Origin of the sequence: Lentzea sp. HUAS12 (assembly GCF_024125735.1) — a bacterium.
Lineage (GTDB): Bacteria > Actinomycetota > Actinomycetes > Mycobacteriales > Pseudonocardiaceae > Lentzea > Lentzea albida.
Map to the genome: position 1 here is coordinate 7,686,272 of NZ_CP099738.1, position 18,305 is coordinate 7,704,576.

The following is an 18,305-nucleotide window of genomic DNA, read 5'->3' on the forward strand; positions in this document are numbered from 1 at the left end:
AAAACGTGCGACGGCCCCGCTGAACCAGTTTCAGCGGGGCCGTCGCACGTTCGGGGTCCGTCAGGCGGGGCTGCCCCGCTTGCGGTTGAGCGAGTTCCTGATGAACAACGTCAGCGCCAGCAGCAGACCACCGATGCCGATGCCGCTCAGCGCCACGATGATCGGCGGCCAGTCGAGTCCCGGCGGCGGGGTGACCGAGGTCGTGATCTCCCGCGGCTGCTGCGGCTTGAAGCCGGCGGCCTCGGCGGGCAGCACGGCGGTGAGCGCCGCCATCGGGTTGACCATGCCGAAGCCGGTCTTGTTGTCCTTGCCGGTCACGCCACCGGGGTGCAGCGCCGTCGTCTTGAGGCGCTCCATCACCTGACGCGCCTTGAGGTTCGGGAACCGCTCGCGCACCAGCGCTGTGATGCCCGCCACGTACGGCGAGGCGAAGCTGGTGCCCTTGATGTCCTGCACGCCCTGCGCGGTGACGTTCGCGTTCGTCAGGCCGGTGCCCTTGGGATCGACGGAGATGATCTCCTCGCCCGGAGCGGCGATGCTGACCCACGGACCCCACACGCTGAACGAGGAGACCGCGCCGGACTGCGCGATCGACGCCACCGACAGCACGTCGTTCGCGAACCAGGCAGGCGAGGACACCGAGTTCACGGTGTTCGGGTCCATGTTGTTGTTCTGCGCCGCGCAGCCGACGCCCTGGTCGCTCAGGTTGCCCGCCGCCGTCACGACGACGACGTCCTTGACGTCCACGGCGTACCGGATCGCGGCCTGCAGGTTCCGGTCGTCCGCGCTGAAGCCCTTGGGAGCGCTGCAGTTCGTCAACGAGATGTTGATGACCTTGGCGCCCTTGTCCGCCGCGCGGACGATGGCCTGGGCCAGCGTGCCGACCTTGCCGGCGCTGGCCCGCTTCTCCGGATTGGCCGCGTTGCCCTTGAACTCGAACCGGTCGCTGGTCTGGCGGATCGCGAGGATCGTCGCCTCCGGTGCCGCGCCGACGAAGTCGCCCTCCGTCTTCGCGGCGGCGGCGACGCCCGCGACCTCCGTGCCGTGCCCGTCGCAGTCGTCGACGCCGTTCTTGTCGGCGACGTAGTCACCGCCGGGCTCGACCCTGTTGCCGAACCGCGGGTTGCGCGGGTCGACACCGGTGTCGATGATCGCGATCTTGATGCCCTTGCCGGTCGCGAACCGGTGCGCCTGGTCGAGGTTGAGCTGCACCTGGCCCCACGGCTTGGTCTTGATCAGCTCGCTCTTCGTGTCGGACTCGACGCACCCCTTGTTCGTCCGCTCGTACGGGACGTCGGGCTTGCCGTCGTCCTTGGGCGGCGGGGTGCCGGCCGGCAGGTCCGGCGGCACCGAGTTCGGCCGTGCTGTCGCCGCGTTCGACGACGACGGCTGAGCGGAGGCCTGCGGCAGCGTCCCCGTCAGCAGAAGCAGTCCGGCGGTCGCTGCCGCCGTGGTGCGCCTGAAGCCGGTCCTCATAGCGAGATCAGGCCCCGGAAGACCGAGTACATGTCCATGACGGCGAGCGCCAGCGGCAGCACGGAGGCGATCAGGATCGCCTCGATGATGTCGACGGTGCGGCGCAGCGGCGGCGAGAACTTCTGGCCGGGGAAGATCACGCCGAGCACCAGCGCGAGGGCGCCGAGCACCAGCAGCGCGCCGAAGACGAACGCGATGCGGTTGAACGACGACGTCGTGATCAGCCAGCCGAGCAGGATACCCGCGCTCGCGAACATGCCGGTCGACAGCAGGGCGACGGCCTGCGCGCCGTTGGCGTACGCCCGGCCGCGCATCATCAGCACGATCGCGACGACCACGCCGTAGATCGGGCCCCAGATCGTGTCGGCGGTGGCGGCGACCATGGCGGCCAGCGCCGCGACGACGCCGGTGCCGATGATCATGCCGGTCAGGTACTCGTGCGCGACGGCCGTGCGGCGCTCGATGACCGCGTACTCCGGGAAGCCGCTGTCCTCCTTGAGGTCCTCGGCGTTCGTCGGCACGACGGGCGGCGGGATCTTGGCGAGCTGCAGCGTGAGCCTCGGCAGCATCGACAGCGCGGCGAGCGCCACGGCACCGGTCGCGGCTGCCACACCCGGCAGCGGGTGCTCGACGAACGTTGCGACGAGGAACGCCAGCGCCACGAGCGTGCCGCCGGTCGCCGCGGCGATGAACACCGTGATGCCCTGCCCGATCAGCAGGATGCCGCCCCACGCGAAGATCATCATCAACGCGGAGGCCAGCAGCATCTTCGGGTTGAAGCCCGCGCCGGGCACGGCGTGGAAACCCGCGACGAACGCCAGCGGCAGCGAACCGCACGCGGCGATCAGCACACCGGTCGACACCGCGCTGTAGGCCCGCGCGATGGTCGCGCCCGCGGCCAGCAGGGCGATCGCGCCGACACCACCGGCGATGGCGGCCGCGAGACCGCTGCCGGCACCGCCCTCCGTCAGCGGCCCGGACAGGAACAGCGCCACCGCGGCCGCGATCAGCGCGAGCGCGCCGGCGATGTGACCGAACCGCTGGGCGGTCTCCTTGGTCCACGGCCGGAACGAGTCCGGGTCGGACTCCGCGATCGCGTCGACGACGTCGTCGTACAACGGCGGCGGCGGGTTCTCGTTGCGGCGCCGCAACTGCAGCAGGTCGCCGTCGACGACGCCCAGCGACGCCAGCGTGCGCGCCGGGTCGAGCGGGGTGTCGCCGAGCTTGGCGAGGCACCAGCCACCGTGCCGCACACCACCGTCCGGAGTGGCCTCTCTCGCCATGTCCAGCAGCATGGGCAGGAGATCGGCCACCGCCACGTCGGCAGGCAGCGCGACGTCGATACGCGTTCGAGGTGCCACCACCGTGACACGGCTGAACACCGTCGTACCGGTCGCCACCAGGGCCCCCTAAGTCAGATCAGCACCAGAAATCAACGGCCCGACCCTATTCGTCCACCAGGATCGTGGCCGGGCGGCCCTAGTATGGCGTCACCGACGCCTTCTGCACCTGTGGTTCGCAGAACACGTTCGACTGGGTTTTTTTCCGACCCACCTTCGTGACGCGCAACGATGCGCAATAGTGTCGGTTGCTACTGGTGGTGTAACGAGTCGAAGAGGTGCCTGTCAGTTGAGCACGCTGCAGTTCAAGCGAACGGCACGCCTTGCTGCTCCCCGGCCTCCGGGCGGTGAGGTCCACCTCGAACCGCCACCCGAGGTCCCCCGGATCATCCCCGGCAACATCATGATGAAGGCGATGCCCGTCGTCATGATCGTGGCGTCCGTCGGCATGATGGGCATGATGCTCGTCTTCATGCCGCGGCAGCCCGCGGCGATGATCATGCCGGGCATGATGATGATCTCGACCATCGGCATGATGGCGAGCGGCATGGGCTCGGGCAAGGGCCAGAAGAAAGCCGAGATGAACGAGGACCGCAAGGACTACCTGCGGTACCTCGGCCAGATGCGCGACCGCGCCCGCGAGGCGGCCGACGAGCAGCGCGCCGAGCGCGAGTGGGTGCACCCGGACCCGCAGATGCTGTGGTCGCTCGCCACCACCCGCCGCATGTGGGAACGCCGCCAGAACGACCCGGACTTCTGCCACCTGCGCGCGGGACGGGGCTCGCAGCGCCTCGCGACCCGCCTGGTGCCGCCGCAGACCGGTCCGGTCGAGGAGCTCGAGCCGATCGCGACGCTGGCGCTGCGCCGGTTCGTGCGCGCCCACTCGCTCGTGCCCGACCTCCCGATCTCCATCGCCCTGCGCGGGTTCGCCGCCGTCGGCCTGCTCGGCGAGATCGACGACCGCCGCGACCTCGCGCGCGCCCTCATCGCCCAGCTCGTCACCTTCCACGCCCCGGACGACCTGCTGATCGCGATCGTGAGCGCGGGCCGCACCAAGCAGCTGTGGGAGTGGGCGAAGTGGCTGCCGCACGCCCAGCACCCCACCGACATCGACGGCATCGGCCAGCGCCGCATGATGGCGAACTCGCTCGCCGAGATCGAGGCGATGCTGGACGAGAACCTGCGCGACCGGCAGCGGTTCACCCGCAACGCCCCGCCGCCGCCCGACCAGCCGCACATCGTGATCGTCATCGACGACGGCGACATCAGCCGCGAAGAGATGATCATCCTGGAGGAGGGCCTGGTCGGCGTCACGCTGCTCGACCTCTCCGAGTGCCTGGGCAACCTGACGGCCCGCCGCGGCCTGCGCCTCGTCGTCGAGAACAACCAGCTGGGCGCCCGTTCCGCGAGCGGTGTCGAGTGGTTCGGCGCGCCGGACCGCCTGTCCGTCGTGGAGTCCGAGGCCCTGGCCCGCCGCCTCTCGCCCTACCGCATGGGCGCGGCCGGCGAGGCCGGTGGCGACAGCGGCGAAGACCCGTTGGCGATGAGCAACAACCCGCCGCTGCTCGAGTTCATGGGCATCCCCGGCGACCCGATCACGTTCGACGTGCAGAACGCGTGGCGGCCCCGGCCCAAGCGCGACCGCTACCGCATCCCGTTCGGCATCGGCGAGCACGGCCAGCAGGTCGAGCTCGACATCAAGGAAGCGGCGGAAGACGGCATGGGCCCGCACGGCCTGTGCATCGGCGCCACCGGTTCCGGCAAGTCGGAGTTCCTCCGCACCCTGGTGCTGGGCCTGCTGGCCTCGCACTCCTCGACGGCGCTCAACATGATCCTCGTCGACTTCAAGGGTGGTGCGACGTTCCTCGGCCTGGACAAGGCCCCGCACGTCGCAGCGACGATCACCAACCTCGCCGGCGACCTCAGCCTCGTCGACCGCATGAAGGACGCCATCGAGGGCGAGGTGTCGCGTCGTCAGGAGGTCCTGGCGAAGGGCAACTACAAGAACGTCTGGGACTACGAGAAGGCCCGGGAGAACGGCGCCCAGCTCGACCCGCTGCCCGCGCTCTTCATCTGCATCGACGAGTTCTCCGAGATGCTGACGGCGAAGCCGGACTTCATCGACATCTTCCTCCAGATCGGTCGTGTCGGCCGGTCGCTGCAGATGCACATGCTCCTCGCGTCGCAGCGACTGGAGGAGGGCAAGCTCCGCGGTCTGGACACGTTCCTCTCGTACCGGATCGGTCTGAAGACGTTCAACGCGGCGGAGTCCCGCGCGGCGATCGGTGTGCCGGACGCCTACGAGCTGCCGCCGATCCCGGGCTCGGGTTACCTGAGCGTGCAGGGCATGCCGCTGACCAGGTTCAAGGCGCTCTACGTCTCGGGCACCTACCGCCCGGCGGGCATGCAGTCCGTCGGCGAGTCGGTGGCCGTGCGCAGCGACAAGCGGCCGCGGTTCTTCGTGCCCGACTTCATCGAGATCCCGAAGGAGCCGGAGCGCCCGGTCGAGCCCGTCAAGGTGGCGGAGCCGGTCAAGGAGGACGCGAACGAGCCGACCCAGCTCGAGCTCATCGTCAACCGGCTCGTCGGCCAGGGCCCGCCCGCGCACGAGGTGTGGCTGCCGCCGCTCAACGAGCCGCCCACGATGGACACGATGCTGCCGCCGCTCGACGTGACGCCGGACCGCGGTCTCACGTCGCCCGGCTACCCGGCCAACAGCACGCTCCAGATCCCCGTCGGCATCGTCGACAAGCCGTTCGAACAGCGCCGCGACCTGCTCTGGGCCGACTTCTCCGGTGCCGCGGGCCACGGTGCGATCGTCGGCGGTCCGCAGTCCGGCAAGTCGATGCTGCTGCGCACGATCATCGCGTCGATGGCGCTGACGCACACGCCGGAGGAGGTGCAGTTCTACTGCATCGACCTCGGTGGTGGTTCGCTCGCGGCGATGGAGGACCTGCCGCACGTCGGTGGATTCGCCGGTCGTCTCGACGTCGACAAGGTCCGCCGCATGGTGGCCGAGCTCCAGACGCTGATCTCCGAGCGCGAGGTCCGCTGGCGCGACCAGCGCATCGAGCTCGCGGAGTTCCGCAACCGCAAGCGGCGCGGTGAGATCAAGGACGACGCCTTCGGCGACGCGTTCCTGATCGTCGACGGCTGGATGAACTTCCGCCAGGAGTTCGAGATGGTCGAGCCGCAGATCCAGGCGCTCGCCGCGCAGGGTCTGTCGTACGGCGTGCACGTGATCGTCGGTGCGAGCCGGTGGGCGGAGATCCGCCCCGCCATGAAGGACCTCCTCGGCACGCGCTTCGAGCTCCGCCTCGGTGACCCGAGCGAGTCCGAGGTCGACCGCAAGGTCGCGGTGAACGTGCCGCCCGGCCGTCCCGGCCGCGGCATCACGCTCGACGGCTCGACGGGGCGCAGGCTGCACTTCCTGGTCGGCCTGCCGCGCATCGACACCTCGCAGGACGCCAACACGGTCACGGCCGGTGTCCAGGACCTCGCCGCCAAGCTCACCCAGTCCTGGCAGGGCCAGCACGCCCCGCAGGTCCGGATGCTGCCCGACCTGCTCGACCACGGTCAGCTCATGGCGCACGTCCAGCAGGTCATGCCCAACCGCGGCCACCTGGTCCCGATCGGCGTCAACGAGGACGAGCTCGCCCCGGTCTACCTGGACTTCGACGCGGACCCGCACTTCGTCGCCCTGGCGGACGGCGAGTCCGGCAAGACGAACATCCTGCGCACGATCGTCCGCGGCATCATGCAGAGCTACACCTCGTCCGAGGCGTTGATCCTGCTCGCGGACTACCGCCGCACGATGCTCGGCTTCATCGACACCGACCACCTGCTCAGCTACGCGGTGTCCGGTCCGCAGTTCACCCAGAACGTCCAGGAGGTCCGCGGCTCGCTCCAGGGCCGCATGCCCGGCCCGGACGTCACGCAGGAGCAGCTCAAGAACCGCTCCTGGTGGAAGGGCCCCGAGGTCTTCGTCATCGTCGACGACTACGACCTCGTCGCCCCGCAGGGTGGCGCGAACCCGATGCAGCCGCTGTCCGAGTTCATCCCGCAGGCGAAGGACGTCGGCCTGCACATCGTCGTCGCCCGCCGCATGGGTGGTGCGAACCGCGCGATGTACGACCCGGTCATCGGCAAGCTGAAGGAGATCTCGGCGCCGATCTTCGTCGGGTCCGGCTCGAAGGAGGAGGGCAACATCGTCGGCAACCTGAAGCCGTCGGCGCAGCCTCCCGGCCGGGGCACGCTCGTGACCCGCAAGCACGGTCAGCAGCGCATCCAGTTCGCCTGGATCCCGCCCGACTAGAACTCCGGTTCGGTTTCTCGTGGGTGGTCTCGCCTTGGCGGCGGGGCCACCCACGAGTCGTTTCAGGGTTCTCGCCACGAACACCGAACGAGCCCGCACAGCCTGCCGCGCACACGGAAAAGGCCCGCAGCCGAAGCCGCGGGCCATGGCCGGACAGCAGGGGACTGTCCGGTTCCCCCCATCACCGGCGCGGTCAAGAGGGAGGCGACCGCGCCGGGTTCCGAGCCGGTCCGCCGAGCCTCCCCCAGATCTGACTCCACCGAACCGGCTGGTGAGGACTATTCCCCACCCCGCTCACGCGCCGCTCACGTCTTGATGACGTCGCGCGTGAGCGTTCGCGGGCATGAAAAAGGCCCGCGGCCGGAGCCGCGGGCCTTGACCGGACAGCAGGGGACCGTCCGGTTCCCCCCATGACCGGATTCCCGCCCGGACCGCACCACTGGGAGGGCGGCTCGGACGAGGCACGGCGGTGGTGACGTACCCCCAGGACTTCGACGTCACTCCCGTCGTTCCGGCTGAGGTCCACTCTGCCCGGTCGCGCTCACACTTCGGTCACACCGGGTCCGGGCCCGTGCACTCACCGCTCTGCGACCGAGCGGGCGACCGGTCCCTCCGCGGTGAAGAGGGAGGTACCGCGGAAGGACCGGCCACGCACGACCCATCGGTGGTGCGCTCACACCGGTGGAGGCCGGGAACTGGCGAGCGGTGCTGGTGGCCCCCCAGGAACCTTTGCCACCAGCACCGCTGAGGAACACTCTGCACGGCCCCGCTCACACTTCGCTCACACCGCGATCACACACCGTCTAAACTGGTCGCGGAACCTGGGGGACCGATGCGAGCCGAGTACCGCGTGCTGGGGCCGTTGGAGGTGCTGCTCGACGGCGAGCCGGTGCCCGTCCCGGGTGGCCGGTGCCACGTGCTGCTGGCGACACTGCTGTTGCGGCCCAACCAGTTCGTGTCCGTCGACGAGCTGGTCGACCACGTCTGGGACGGTGATCCGCCGTCGGCCGATCGTGCGCCGAAGACGTTGCAGATGGTCGTGCGGCGGTTGAGGGTGGCGCTGGGCGCGGCGGACTGCGTGCGCACGCGGCCCGGCGGTTACCTGGCGGAGCTCGACCCCGAGCAGCTCGACCTGTTGAGGTTCCGCGAGCTGGCGAGGTCCGGCGATTTCGGTGCCGCGTCGGCGTTGTGGCGCGGGCCCGTCCTCGGCAACGTCGTGTCGGAGCGGCTGCACCGCGACGAGGTGCCGCGGCTGGTCGCCGAACGGATCGCGGTGCTGGAGCGGCGCATCGACGCCGACCTCGACGAGGGGCTGTCCGGGGAACTGGTGGCGGAGCTGCGGTCGCTGGTGGCCGAACACCCGCTGCGGGAGCCGTTCTGGCGGCACCTGGTGCTCGCGCTGCACCGGTCGGGGCGGCAGGCCGAGGCGTTGCGGGCGTACCAGGAGATCAGGGAGCTGCTGGCCGACGAGCTCGGCGTCGCCCCCGGAACGGCGTTGCGCGAGCTGCACGAGCAGATCCTGCGCTCGGACGTCGCTCCCGGCGCCCGTCCGCGGGTGCCGCGCCAGCTGCCGGCGGTGGTGCGGAACTTCGTCGGCCGGGACGAGGAGCTCGGGCTGCTCGACGGGTCCGCCGGTGTCGCGGTCGTGCACGGCGTCGGCGGCATCGGCAAGACGACGCTCGCGTTGTGCTGGGCCCACGCCGTCCGCGACGAGTTCCCCGACGGCGACCTCTACGTGAACCTGCGGGGGTTCGACCCGGACGGTCAGCCGGTCGACCCGGCGTCCGCCGCCGAGACCCTGCTGGTCGGGCTGGGCGTGGACGACGTGCCCGCGGGGGCAGAAGCCCGGTTCGCGCTGCTGCGCGGCACCCTCACCGACCGGCGGGTGCTGATCGTCCTCGACAACGCCGCGACGTCGAGCCAGGTGCTCCCGCTGCTGCCCGGCGCGCCCGGTCCGCGGGTCGTGATCACCAGCCGCAACCAGCTCCGGGCGCTCGTCTCCCGGCACGACGCCACGTCGGTCGAGGTGAGGCAACTGGGGGTCGAGCACGCGCGGTCGCTGCTCGCCGCCGTGCTCGGCGAGGACAGGCTCGACGCCGAACCGGAGTCCGCGCGCGAGATCGTGCGGCGGTGCGCGGGACTGCCGCTCGCGCTGAGGGTGTTCGCCGAACGGGTGTCGCGCTTCCCGGACACGTCGCTGCGGGAGTTCGTCGCGGAACTGGAGAGCGCGCGGCTCGACGCGTTGAGCGACTTCGACGACCTGGACGTGCGCGCGGTGTTCAGCTGGTCGTACCGGGCCCTCGACGAGGAGTCGGCGCGGATGTTCCGGCTGCTGTCCGTCCACCCCGGAGCCGACTACGACGTGAGCGCCGTCGCCGCGCTGGTGGACCGGCCTGTCTCCGAGGCGCGCCGCCTGCTGGAACGACTGGCCGCCGACGGTCTCGTGCAGACGCGGTGGCTCGGCCGCTACTGCGTGCACGACCTGCTGCGCGCCTACGCTGCGGAGCTGTGCGGCGACGACGAGGCCGCGGCGCTGCGGCTGACCGAGTGGTACCTCCACACCCTGCAGAACGCCACGGCGGACAACGGCGTCGACGCGGGTGTGCCGGCGGACGAGGTGACGTCGGGTGTGGTGCCCCAGCAGTTCTCCAGCCGGTTCGAGGCGCTCATGTGGCGCCGCCAGGAGTGGGAGAACCTGAAGGCGGTCACGACCGCGGCGATCAGGCGGGGCTGGGAGCGGCCCGCCCTGCTGATCACGACGCACCTGTTCGACCACATCACCGTGCGCCCCGCCCACCGCCACGAGGCCGTGGGGATGTTCGAGGCGGTCGCGGGCTTCGGCTCGCCCCACGAGCAGGCGCTGCTGGGGCTCAAGATGGCGTCGGTCCACGAGGACGTGGGACGGCGGGACGAGTCCCTTCACCTGTACCGCAGGTCGCTCGAGCTGATGGGCGAGACGGGAGACCGTCATGCCGGGATCACGGCGCGGGCGCCCTTCGTCGACCCCGGCAGAGAGGCGGGCCTGCGCGAACTGCTCGGCAACGCGTTGCTGGCGGTGGACCGGCGTGACGAGGCGGTCGTGTCGTGGCAACGCGCGATCGCGCTGTGGCGTGACATCGGCAGCGCGCGGGCGGACGTGCTGGCCGAACGGCTGGCCGGGTTGTGAGCCGAGGCGCCGCCGCGGTGGAAGAGGTGTACCGCGACGGCGCCGGAGCACAGCGGCCCCCCAGGCAGTCCCTGTCGCTGTGGTCCTCGGCTGGTGATGACCTTGCCGGTCGCCGCTCACACTCCGGTCACACGCGATCCAGGGAGGAGCCATGAACGTCGAGTACCGCGTCCTCGGACCGCTGGAGGTGCTGCGCGACGGCGTGCCCGTGGCGGTTCCCGCCGGGCGCTGCCGGGCGCTGCTGGCGACGTTGTTGTTGCGGCCCAACCGGTTCGTGTCCGTCGACGAGCTGGTGGACCGGCTGTGGGACGGCGCGCCGCCCACCCTCGACCGCGCGCACAAGACGTTGCACGAGGTCGTGCGGCGGCTGCGGATGGCGTTGGGAGACGCCAACCGCGTCCGCACCGCGACCGGTGGCTACCTGGCGGAGGTCGGTGAGGACGACCTCGACCTGACGCGGTTCCGGCGCCTCGCCGACGAAGGCGAGTTCGCGGCGGCGCTCGCGCACTGGCGTGGCGAGGTGGCGTCCAACGTGGACTCGCCGCACCTGCACCGCGAGGACGTGCCGCCGCTCGTCGAGGAACGGCTGGTGGTGCACGGCCGCCGGATCGACGCGGACCTGGCGTGCGGGCGGGGTGCCGAACTGGTGGACGAACTGCGGGAGCTGACCGCGGAACACCCGCTGCGCGAGGGTTTCTGGGCACAGCTGGTGCAGGCGCTGCACCAGGCGGGACGGCCGCGGGAGGCGCTGGCCGCGTACGAGCAGATCCGCGCCCATCTCGATGACGAGCTGGGCGTCGAGCCCGGACGGCCGTTGCGCGACCTGCACGCGCGGCTCCTCGACCCGGGTTCGCGGCCGGGCGCGCCGCGCGGGCTGCCCGCGGTGGCCGAGCACTTCACCGGCCGCGACGCCGAACTGGCGAGGCTCACCGAGGCCGCCGAGGCCGGGTCGGCGGTGGTGATCACCGCGATCGACGGCACGGCGGGCATCGGCAAGACGGCGCTGGCGGTGAGGTGGGCGCACTCGGTCGCGGACCGCTTCCCCGACGGCCGGCTGTACGCCGACCTGCGCGGTTTCGACCCGTCCGCCGACCCCACGAGCCCGGCCGAGGTGCTGGCCGCGTTCCTCGGGGCGTTCGGGGTGTCCGGCGGCAGGGTTCCCGCGGACCTGCCCGAACGCGCGGCGCTCTACCGCAGCGTCCTCGCCGGCCGCCGCGTGCTGGTGGTCCTCGACAACGCCCGCGACGTCGAGCAGGTCCGCCCGCTGCTGCCCGCCGGCCCGGGTTGCGTGGCCGTGATCACCAGTCGCAACCGGTTCACCGGGCTCGTCGTGCGCGAGGGCGCGGTCCCGGTGACGCTCGGCCTGCTCGGCGACGACGACGCCGTCGCGCTGCTCACCACCCACCTCGGTGCCGCTCGCGTGGCCGCCGAACCGGACGCGGTCGCGGACCTGGTCGCGTTCTGCGGCGGCCTGCCGCTGGCGCTCGCCGTCGCCGCCTCCAGGGCCGCCGACGACCCCGGTCTCACCCTGCGCGCCCTCGTCGGTGAACTCGCCGCGGGGCCGATGCCGCACGTGGAAGCGGTCTTCGCCGCGTCCTGCAGCCGACTCGACCCCGCCACCGCGAGGCTCTTCCGGCTGCTCGGCGCGACGACGGGCCCGGACGTCTCGCTCGACGCCGCCACGGCTCTCGACGGCCGCCGCCGCGCCGAGGTGCACAGGTCGCTGCAAACGCTGGCGCGCATGCACCTGGGCACCGAGCACACGCCCGGCCGGTACGCGTCCCACGACCTCCTGCGCGCGTACGCCCGGTCGTTGCCGGAGGACGAACGGCCGGCGGCGGTGCGACGGCTGCTGGAGTTCTACCTGCACTCGGTGGACAGCGCCGACGGAGTGCTGCGCCGCAGCCGGTCGGACGTCGCGCTGAGCCCGTTGCCCGACGACGTGCGGCCGGTGCTGTTCGACGACCCGGCGGTGGCGGCGGCCTGGTGCGAGACCGAGCACGAGAACCTCCTGGCCGCCGTCCGTCTCGCCGGCGACCACGGCCTGCACCAGCACGCCTGGCAGCTCGCGACGGTCATGTTCGGCTACCTCTACCTGCGCGGGCGCCCGTCCGAGCGGATCGAGCTCACCCACGTGGCCCTCGCGGCGGCCAGGGCGAGCGGGGACAGGTACGCGGAGGGCGTCACGCTGCACTCGCTCGCCAACGCGCTCTCGGCGCTGGGCGACTTCACCGCCGCCGACGGCCACTACGCCGAGGCGCTGCGGGTGCGCGAGGAGATCGGCCACCTGCACGGCATCGCCGTCACCCTCGACCAGTGGGCGATCAACCACGCGCTGAGCGGCGACCTGGCGCAGGCGAAGGTCCTGCACGAACGCGCCGTCGCGAAGCGCGTGGAGCAGGGCTCGCCGTCCGGCCTGGCCATCGCGCTGAACAACTACTCGATGACGCTGCTGGCGCTCGGGGACTTCGACGCCGCGCTCGCCGCGAACGACGAGGCCCGCGCGGTCGTCGAGGAGGCGGGCATGACCGACCTGGTCGCGTCCACTTTGGACACCCGTGGTCTGCTGCACCTGGAACGCGGTCACCTCGACGAGGCGGTGGGGGTGTTCGGACGCGTGCTCGCCCTGCCCGCCGACCAGCTGCCCGACGCGATCAGGGTCGTCACGCTGGAGAACCTCGCCGAGGCGCACGTCCGCGCCGGACGTGCGAAGGACGCCCTCGTCGCGTTGGAGGAGGCGTTGCGGGTGCGCGAGGACCTGGGCAACGAGAAGGTTGCGGAGCAGCTGCGGGCCAGGATCGCGGAGTTGGAGGGGTGACGGTGAACGTCGAGTTCCGGGTGCTGGGACCGCTGGAGGTGCTCGCGGACGGCGAACCCGTCGCCGTCCCGGCCGGGCGAGGTCGACTGCTGCTCGCGACGTTGCTGTTGCGCCCCAACAGGTTCGTGTCCGTCGACGAGCTGGTCGAGCGGCTGTGGGAGGGCGAGCCGCCGACCGCCGACCGCGCGCACAGGACGTTGCAGACCGTGGTGCTGCGGTTGAGGCAGGCCCTCGGCGCGGCCAGCAGGGTCCGCACGGCCGCGGGCGGCTACCTGGCCGAGGTGACACCGGAGGAGCTCGACCTGCTGCGGTTCCGCGAGTTCGTGCGGACCGGCGACTTCGCCTCGGCGACGGAGCTGTGGCGTGGTCCCGCGCTGGCGAACGTGGCGTCGGACGCCCTGCACCGCGACGAGGTACCGCGTCTCGAAGAGGAACGCCTCGCCGCGCTGGAGAACAGGATCGACGCCGACCTGGACCGGGGCCGCGCGGGCCCGCTGGTGGCCGAGCTGGGCGAGTTGGTCCAGCAACACCCGCTGCGGGAACGGTTCTGGGCACAGCGGATGACGGCGCTCGCGCGGACCGGACGGCAGGCGGAGGCTCTGGAGAGCTACCGCCGGCTCACCGCACTGCTGGCGGAGGAACTCGGGGTCGACCCGTCGCCGGACCTGCGCCGGCTGCACCTCGCGCTCCTCAAGGGCGAGGTGGACACACCGCCACGGCAGGAGGTGATCTGCCAGCTGCCGCCCGACACCGCCGGGTTCGTCGGCAGGACCGAGTTGTTCCGGCAGGTCGAGGAGAAGCTCACCGCGCCCGGCGTCGCGGTGGTCGTGCTGACCGGTGCTCCCGGCGTGGGCAAGAGCGCGTTCACGATCACGGCCGCGCACCGCCTGCGGCAGCGCTTCCCCGACGGTCAGCTCTTCGTCCGCCTCAACGGCGCGGGAAACGCTCCCCGCGAACCCTCCGAGGTGCTGGCCGAGTTGCTCGTCGCCCTCGGCATGCCGGTGATGGGCCTCCCGGACGGCCTGGAGGCGCGCAGCGCGGCCTTCCGCTCGCGGCTCGCCGACCGCTCGATGCTGGTCGTGCTGGACGACGCGGGCGGACCCGACCAGGTCCGGCCCCTGTTGCCGGGGACGTCGGGCAGCGCGGTGTTGATCAGCAGCAGGCAGCAGCTCGTCCAGGTCGAGGGCGCGCGCACCCTGAGGGTGCCTCCGCTGGCCACCGAGGACGGCATCGCGTTGCTGTCGAGTGTGCTCGGGGCGGAACGCGCGGGCACCGACCCGTCCGCCGTGCGCGCGATCGCGTCCGCGTGCGGGGGACTGCCCCTCGCGCTGAGGGTCGCGGGAGCCCGTCTCGCCGCCCGCGAGTCGCTGCCGCTGAGGTCGCTGGCCCGCCGGCTGTCCGACGAACGCCACCGCCTCGACGAGCTCACCATGGGCGACCTGGAGGTGCGCGCGACGTTCGGTCCCAGCTACGAGGCACTGCCCGCCGACGCCGCGACGGCGTTTCGCAGGCTCGGCCTGCTCGGGGCGACGGACGTGGCCTCCTGGACGGTCGGCGTGCTGGCGGGCGGGGACGGCGAGCGGCTCGTGGAGCGGCTGGTCGAGGCGAACCTCCTGGACGAGGTCGGTCTGGACATGACCGGTGAGCCGAGGTACCGCCTGCACGACCTGCTCGCGGTGTACGCCGCGGAGCTGGTCAGGGCGGAGGACGACGACGTGGTCGCGGCGGCGATGCGCGACTACGTCCGCCTGCTGCTGACTCTCACCGACCTCTCCGCCGCGGCTTGGAGCGCGGGGGACACGCTGCCGTTCCAGCCCATCGTCGCGTCCACCGCGCTCGACCGCTCCGAGCTCGAACGGCTCGCGTCCGACGAGAAGTTCCTCCACGTGGAGCAGGTCAACATCGACCACGCGATCATGTGGTGCCTGCGGCGGAACTGGGTCCAGCACGCCGCCGACCTCGTCGACCGCGCACTCCACTTCCTGGACGTCTACTACACCCACGACCGTGTTCTGCAGCTGCGTGAGCTCGTTCGCGAGGCGGCGTTCGCCGACGGGAACGACCTGGTCGCGTGGCGGTCGCAGCTGGACCTGGTGCACCAGCGGGTCACCCGCGGCGTCACCGAGACCGTGCTCGCCGACTACCGGCGCTGCGCCGACGCCTTCGAGGCGTTGGGAGCTCACGCCGAGCTCGCCGGCGCGCTGGGCGCGTTGGCCTACTACAGGATGGTGCACACCGGAGAGCCTCAGGTGGAGCTCGCTGAACGCGCGGTGGACGCGGCACGGGCGAGCGGTGTGCCGAACCTGTACTCCGGAAACCTGCGCGAACTGGGCACCGTGCTGTCCTCCACGGGCCGCTACGAGGAGTCGGTGCGGGTCTTGGACGAGGCGTTGTCGATCAGCAGGCTGGAAGGCACGACCGGCGACGTCGCGCTGGTGCTCAGCCGGATCGCCGCGAGCGCGCTGGCCAACGGCGACCTGGAACGGGCGGGTGGGGCGTGCCGTGAGGCCCTGGACATGATGGCGGGGTCCGACGACATCCGCGGCATCGCCTACTGCACGGTCCAGCTGGCCCAGATCGACCTGGCCCGCGGTGACGCCGGGCCGGCGATGGCCGGTGGGGAGAAGGCGTTGTCGATCTTCGAGCAGCTCGGCGAGCGGCGCGGGGCGGTTCGGGCGCTGGCCGTCATGACCGAGGCGAGCCTCGCGCTCGGCCTGACGGAGAACGCGGCCGGCACCGCGAAAGCCGCCCTGCGGGACTACGCCGACGCGGGCGACGCCGACGCGGAGGAACGGCTGCGGGCCGTGCTGGCGCGTGCCACCGGGCGAGGACGACCTCCGGGCGCCGCGCTGAACTCTTGAGGCGACTCTCGTCATCCATGTCGTTCGAGCCGGTCATATCGGGTAAGCATGTGCGCGGAAGAGGGGAAGGTGCATGAGCCTGCACGTCGCGGTCGACTTCGGCACGTCGAGCACCTGCGTCGCGATCTCCGCGCACGGCCGGGAGCCGCAGGTCGTCGTGTTCGACGGCCAGCCGCTCGTGCCGTCCGCGGTGTTCGCCGCGGCCGACGGCACGCTGTTCGTCGGCCAGGAGGCCGAGCGGCAGGCCGCCGTCGACCCCGCCCGCTACGAGCCGCACCCGAAGCGCCGCGTCGACGAGGGAGAGTTGCTGCTCGGTAGCACCGTGCTGCCCGTTGTGGACGTTGTGCGCGCGGTGCTGGCGCGTGCCGTTGGTGAGGCACGGCGCGTTGGTGGTGGCGCGCCCGTCGACCTTCTCGTGCTCACCCATCCCGCCGACTGGGGCACGGTCCGCACGCGCGTCCTGCTGCAGGCGGCCCGCGGTCTGGGGCGCGAGGTCGTGCTGGTGCCCGAACCCGTCGCCGCCGCCGTCTTCCACTCCGCGAGCCACTCCGTTCCGGACGGTGCCTCGCTCGCCGTGCTCGACCTCGGCGGTGGCACGGTCGACGCCAGCGTGGTGACGCGAACGGGCAAGAGCTTCCGGGTGCTGTCCGCCAAGGGTGACCCGAGTTTCGGCGGCGCTGACATCGACCAGGCGTTGCTCGAGCACGTCGGCGGGCTCGTCGCGGCCAAGGACCCCGAGGCCTGGCGCCAGCTCGTCGAGGGCAGGGAGATGGCCGACCGGCGCAAGCGGCGGGTGCTGCGGCAGGACGTGCGCGGCGCCAAGGAGACGCTGTCCCGGCACGCCTACACGGACGTGCCGATGCCGCCGCCGTTCCCCGACGCGCACGTGACGCGGTCGGACCTCGAACAGTTGGTCAGCGCACCGCTGAGCCGGGCGGCGGGACTCGCGGCCGCCGCCGTGCGCGACGCCGGACTCGCGCCCCAGCAGCTCGCCGGGGTGTTCCTGGTCGGCGGCTCGAGCCGGATCCCGCTCGTCGCGCGGATGGTGCACGAGCAGCTGCGGATCGTGCCGACGAGCATCGACCAGCCGGAGACCGTGGTGGCCCGGGGCGCCTTGCGGGCGGTCAGCCTGGACCCGGAACGGACCGGGGGCGTCGCTCAGCAGTCCCCGGGGCCGTCGGGTGAGGTCACTCACAACATCCGCGTCGGCGAGGAGACCACCCGCAAGATCACCCGCCGGATCACGCCCCCGCCGCCGGGGCAGTTCCCCGTTCCGTTCCCGATGGCCTCGCCACCGCCGCCGCGGAAGAAGAGCAGGACGCCGTTGTTCGTCGCGATCGGTGTCGTCGTCGTGCTCGCGGCGGCCGGGGTCGGGGCCTACTTCTGGTTCAAACCGAAGGGCACGCCGGAGCAGCCCGCGCCCGCCGGTGACCAGATCGCCGTCTACGACTACAGCTTCACCCGTCCGGGAGGGTGGGAGCAGACCGGCGGCGCCGCCAAGGACCGCCAGGTGCTTTTGCAACCGATTGAGCGCACGAATTCCGATAGCAAACAACCGGAAGCGCGAATTGCTGTGCAGGAGCAAACTCTCGAGTACAACAGCGACCGGGATCGCACTCGCGCGTTGAACGAGTTGAAGAACACCTATCAGCAACGCAAGGACAAAGGCGATGGGGTGGCCGCCTTCGCCGAGGACGCCACATTCGCGGGGAAGTCTCTTGTTCACTATCGCGAAGTGGTCGAGTCGACCGAGGTCGAGTGGTACATCCAGTTCGCCGGCGAGGTCCAGGTGAGCGTGGGCTGCCAGGCGACCGGGGCCACGAAGGACCAGGTCCGCGCCGCCTGCGAGCAGGTCGTCCGCTCGCTCGTCATCAAGTCCTAGCCGCCACGTCAGGGGAGTCGCCGATGTCCGCCACCGAGACCCTCGCCCGGTTCCGCGCCGAGGTCGGAGCGGCCCTCACCCGCGCCCGCCGCGCGTCCGGTGAGATAGGTGAACGCAATGCCAAGCTGCGGGAACGCACGCGTGACCTCGCGGCGCAGGCGCGTGAGCGCAAGGCCGGGCCCGGTGCGGATGCCACCCCGGCCGACGTCCGGGAGGCCGCGAAGGACTTCCGCGTCGGCCGCGGCCTGGCCGTCGAGCACGTTCCGGACGCTCCCGAGCCCGCGTCGCCCGTTCCAGTTGAGACGCCGGCGGCCACTCTCGGTTCTTCGGCCGTCGCCGGTCCGAGTGGTCAGCTTCCTCGTGTGAGTGACGATGACGAGGACTTTTCGCAGTCGCGAATCCTCTACTGAGATGGCGGTTTCACCCGGTGCCGTTTACTAGCGCAAC

8 protein-coding genes are annotated in these 18,305 nt (G+C 71.5%); 6 read left to right on the forward strand and 2 right to left on the reverse strand.

All coding sequences use genetic code 11. From position 1 onward, the window contains the following. Positions 1-60: 60 nt before the first annotated feature. Together mycP and eccD are read right to left on the reverse strand one after the other, a co-directional pair. Complete coding sequence (mycP, locus tag ND450_RS35935) at positions 61-1,476, reverse strand: type VII secretion-associated serine protease mycosin (protein ID WP_253322657.1); 1,416 nt, start codon at positions 1,474-1,476, stop codon at positions 61-63. Further along, the gene (gene eccD, locus ND450_RS35940) at positions 1,473-2,876 is read right to left on the reverse strand and encodes a type VII secretion integral membrane protein EccD (RefSeq protein WP_253322658.1); all 1,404 of its coding nucleotides are present in this window, start codon (positions 2,874-2,876) and stop codon (positions 1,473-1,475) included. The genes mycP and eccD overlap by 4 nt, the downstream gene beginning before the upstream one ends. Positions 2,877-3,105: 229 nt before the next feature. On the opposite strand from eccD, the gene eccCa reads away from it, so the two are divergent. The 6 genes from eccCa to ND450_RS35970 all read left to right on the forward strand — a co-directional run bounded on the left by eccCa (position 3,106) and on the right by ND450_RS35970 (position 18,268). Beyond that, complete coding sequence (gene eccCa / locus ND450_RS35945; protein WP_253322659.1) at positions 3,106-7,131, forward strand: type VII secretion protein EccCa; 4,026 nt, start codon at positions 3,106-3,108, stop codon at positions 7,129-7,131. 832 nt (positions 7,132-7,963) lie between these two features. After that, positions 7,964-10,297 (forward strand): AfsR/SARP family transcriptional regulator, encoded by a 2,334-nt coding sequence (locus tag ND450_RS35950; protein WP_253322660.1) that lies wholly within the window; start codon positions 7,964-7,966, stop codon positions 10,295-10,297. 151 nt (positions 10,298-10,448) lie between these two features. Then, the gene (locus tag ND450_RS35955; RefSeq protein WP_253322661.1) at positions 10,449-13,115 is read left to right on the forward strand and encodes a BTAD domain-containing putative transcriptional regulator; all 2,667 of its coding nucleotides are present in this window, start codon (positions 10,449-10,451) and stop codon (positions 13,113-13,115) included. Between the two features lie 2 nt (positions 13,116-13,117). Further along, positions 13,118-15,976, forward strand: a complete 2,859-nt coding sequence (locus ND450_RS35960; protein ID WP_253322662.1) for a BTAD domain-containing putative transcriptional regulator — start codon at positions 13,118-13,120, stop codon at positions 15,974-15,976. A gap of 73 nt (positions 15,977-16,049) precedes the next feature. Next, a complete protein-coding gene (locus tag ND450_RS35965; protein ID WP_253322663.1) occupies positions 16,050-17,858 on the forward strand; it encodes a type VII secretion-associated protein in 1,809 nt (602 codons plus the stop codon). Between the two features lie 23 nt (positions 17,859-17,881). Next, positions 17,882-18,268, forward strand: coding sequence for a hypothetical protein (locus ND450_RS35970; protein ID WP_253322664.1), 387 nt, complete (start codon positions 17,882-17,884; stop codon positions 18,266-18,268). Positions 18,269-18,305 lie beyond the last annotated feature (37 nt).

What these genes read in the sequence shown, in the direction of transcription:
- mycP (WP_253322657.1), bottom strand. Translation starts at nt 1,476, where the DNA reads ATGAGGACCGGCTTCAGGCGCACCACGGCGGCAGCGACCGCCGGACTG.
- ND450_RS35950 (WP_253322660.1), top strand. Translation starts at nt 7,964, where the DNA reads ATGCGAGCCGAGTACCGCGTGCTGGGGCCGTTGGAGGTGCTGCTCGAC.
- ND450_RS35955 (WP_253322661.1), top strand. Translation starts at nt 10,449, where the DNA reads ATGAACGTCGAGTACCGCGTCCTCGGACCGCTGGAGGTGCTGCGCGAC.
- ND450_RS35965 (WP_253322663.1), top strand. Translation starts at nt 16,050, where the DNA reads ATGAGCCTGCACGTCGCGGTCGACTTCGGCACGTCGAGCACCTGCGTC.
- ND450_RS35970 (WP_253322664.1), top strand. Translation starts at nt 17,882, where the DNA reads ATGTCCGCCACCGAGACCCTCGCCCGGTTCCGCGCCGAGGTCGGAGCG.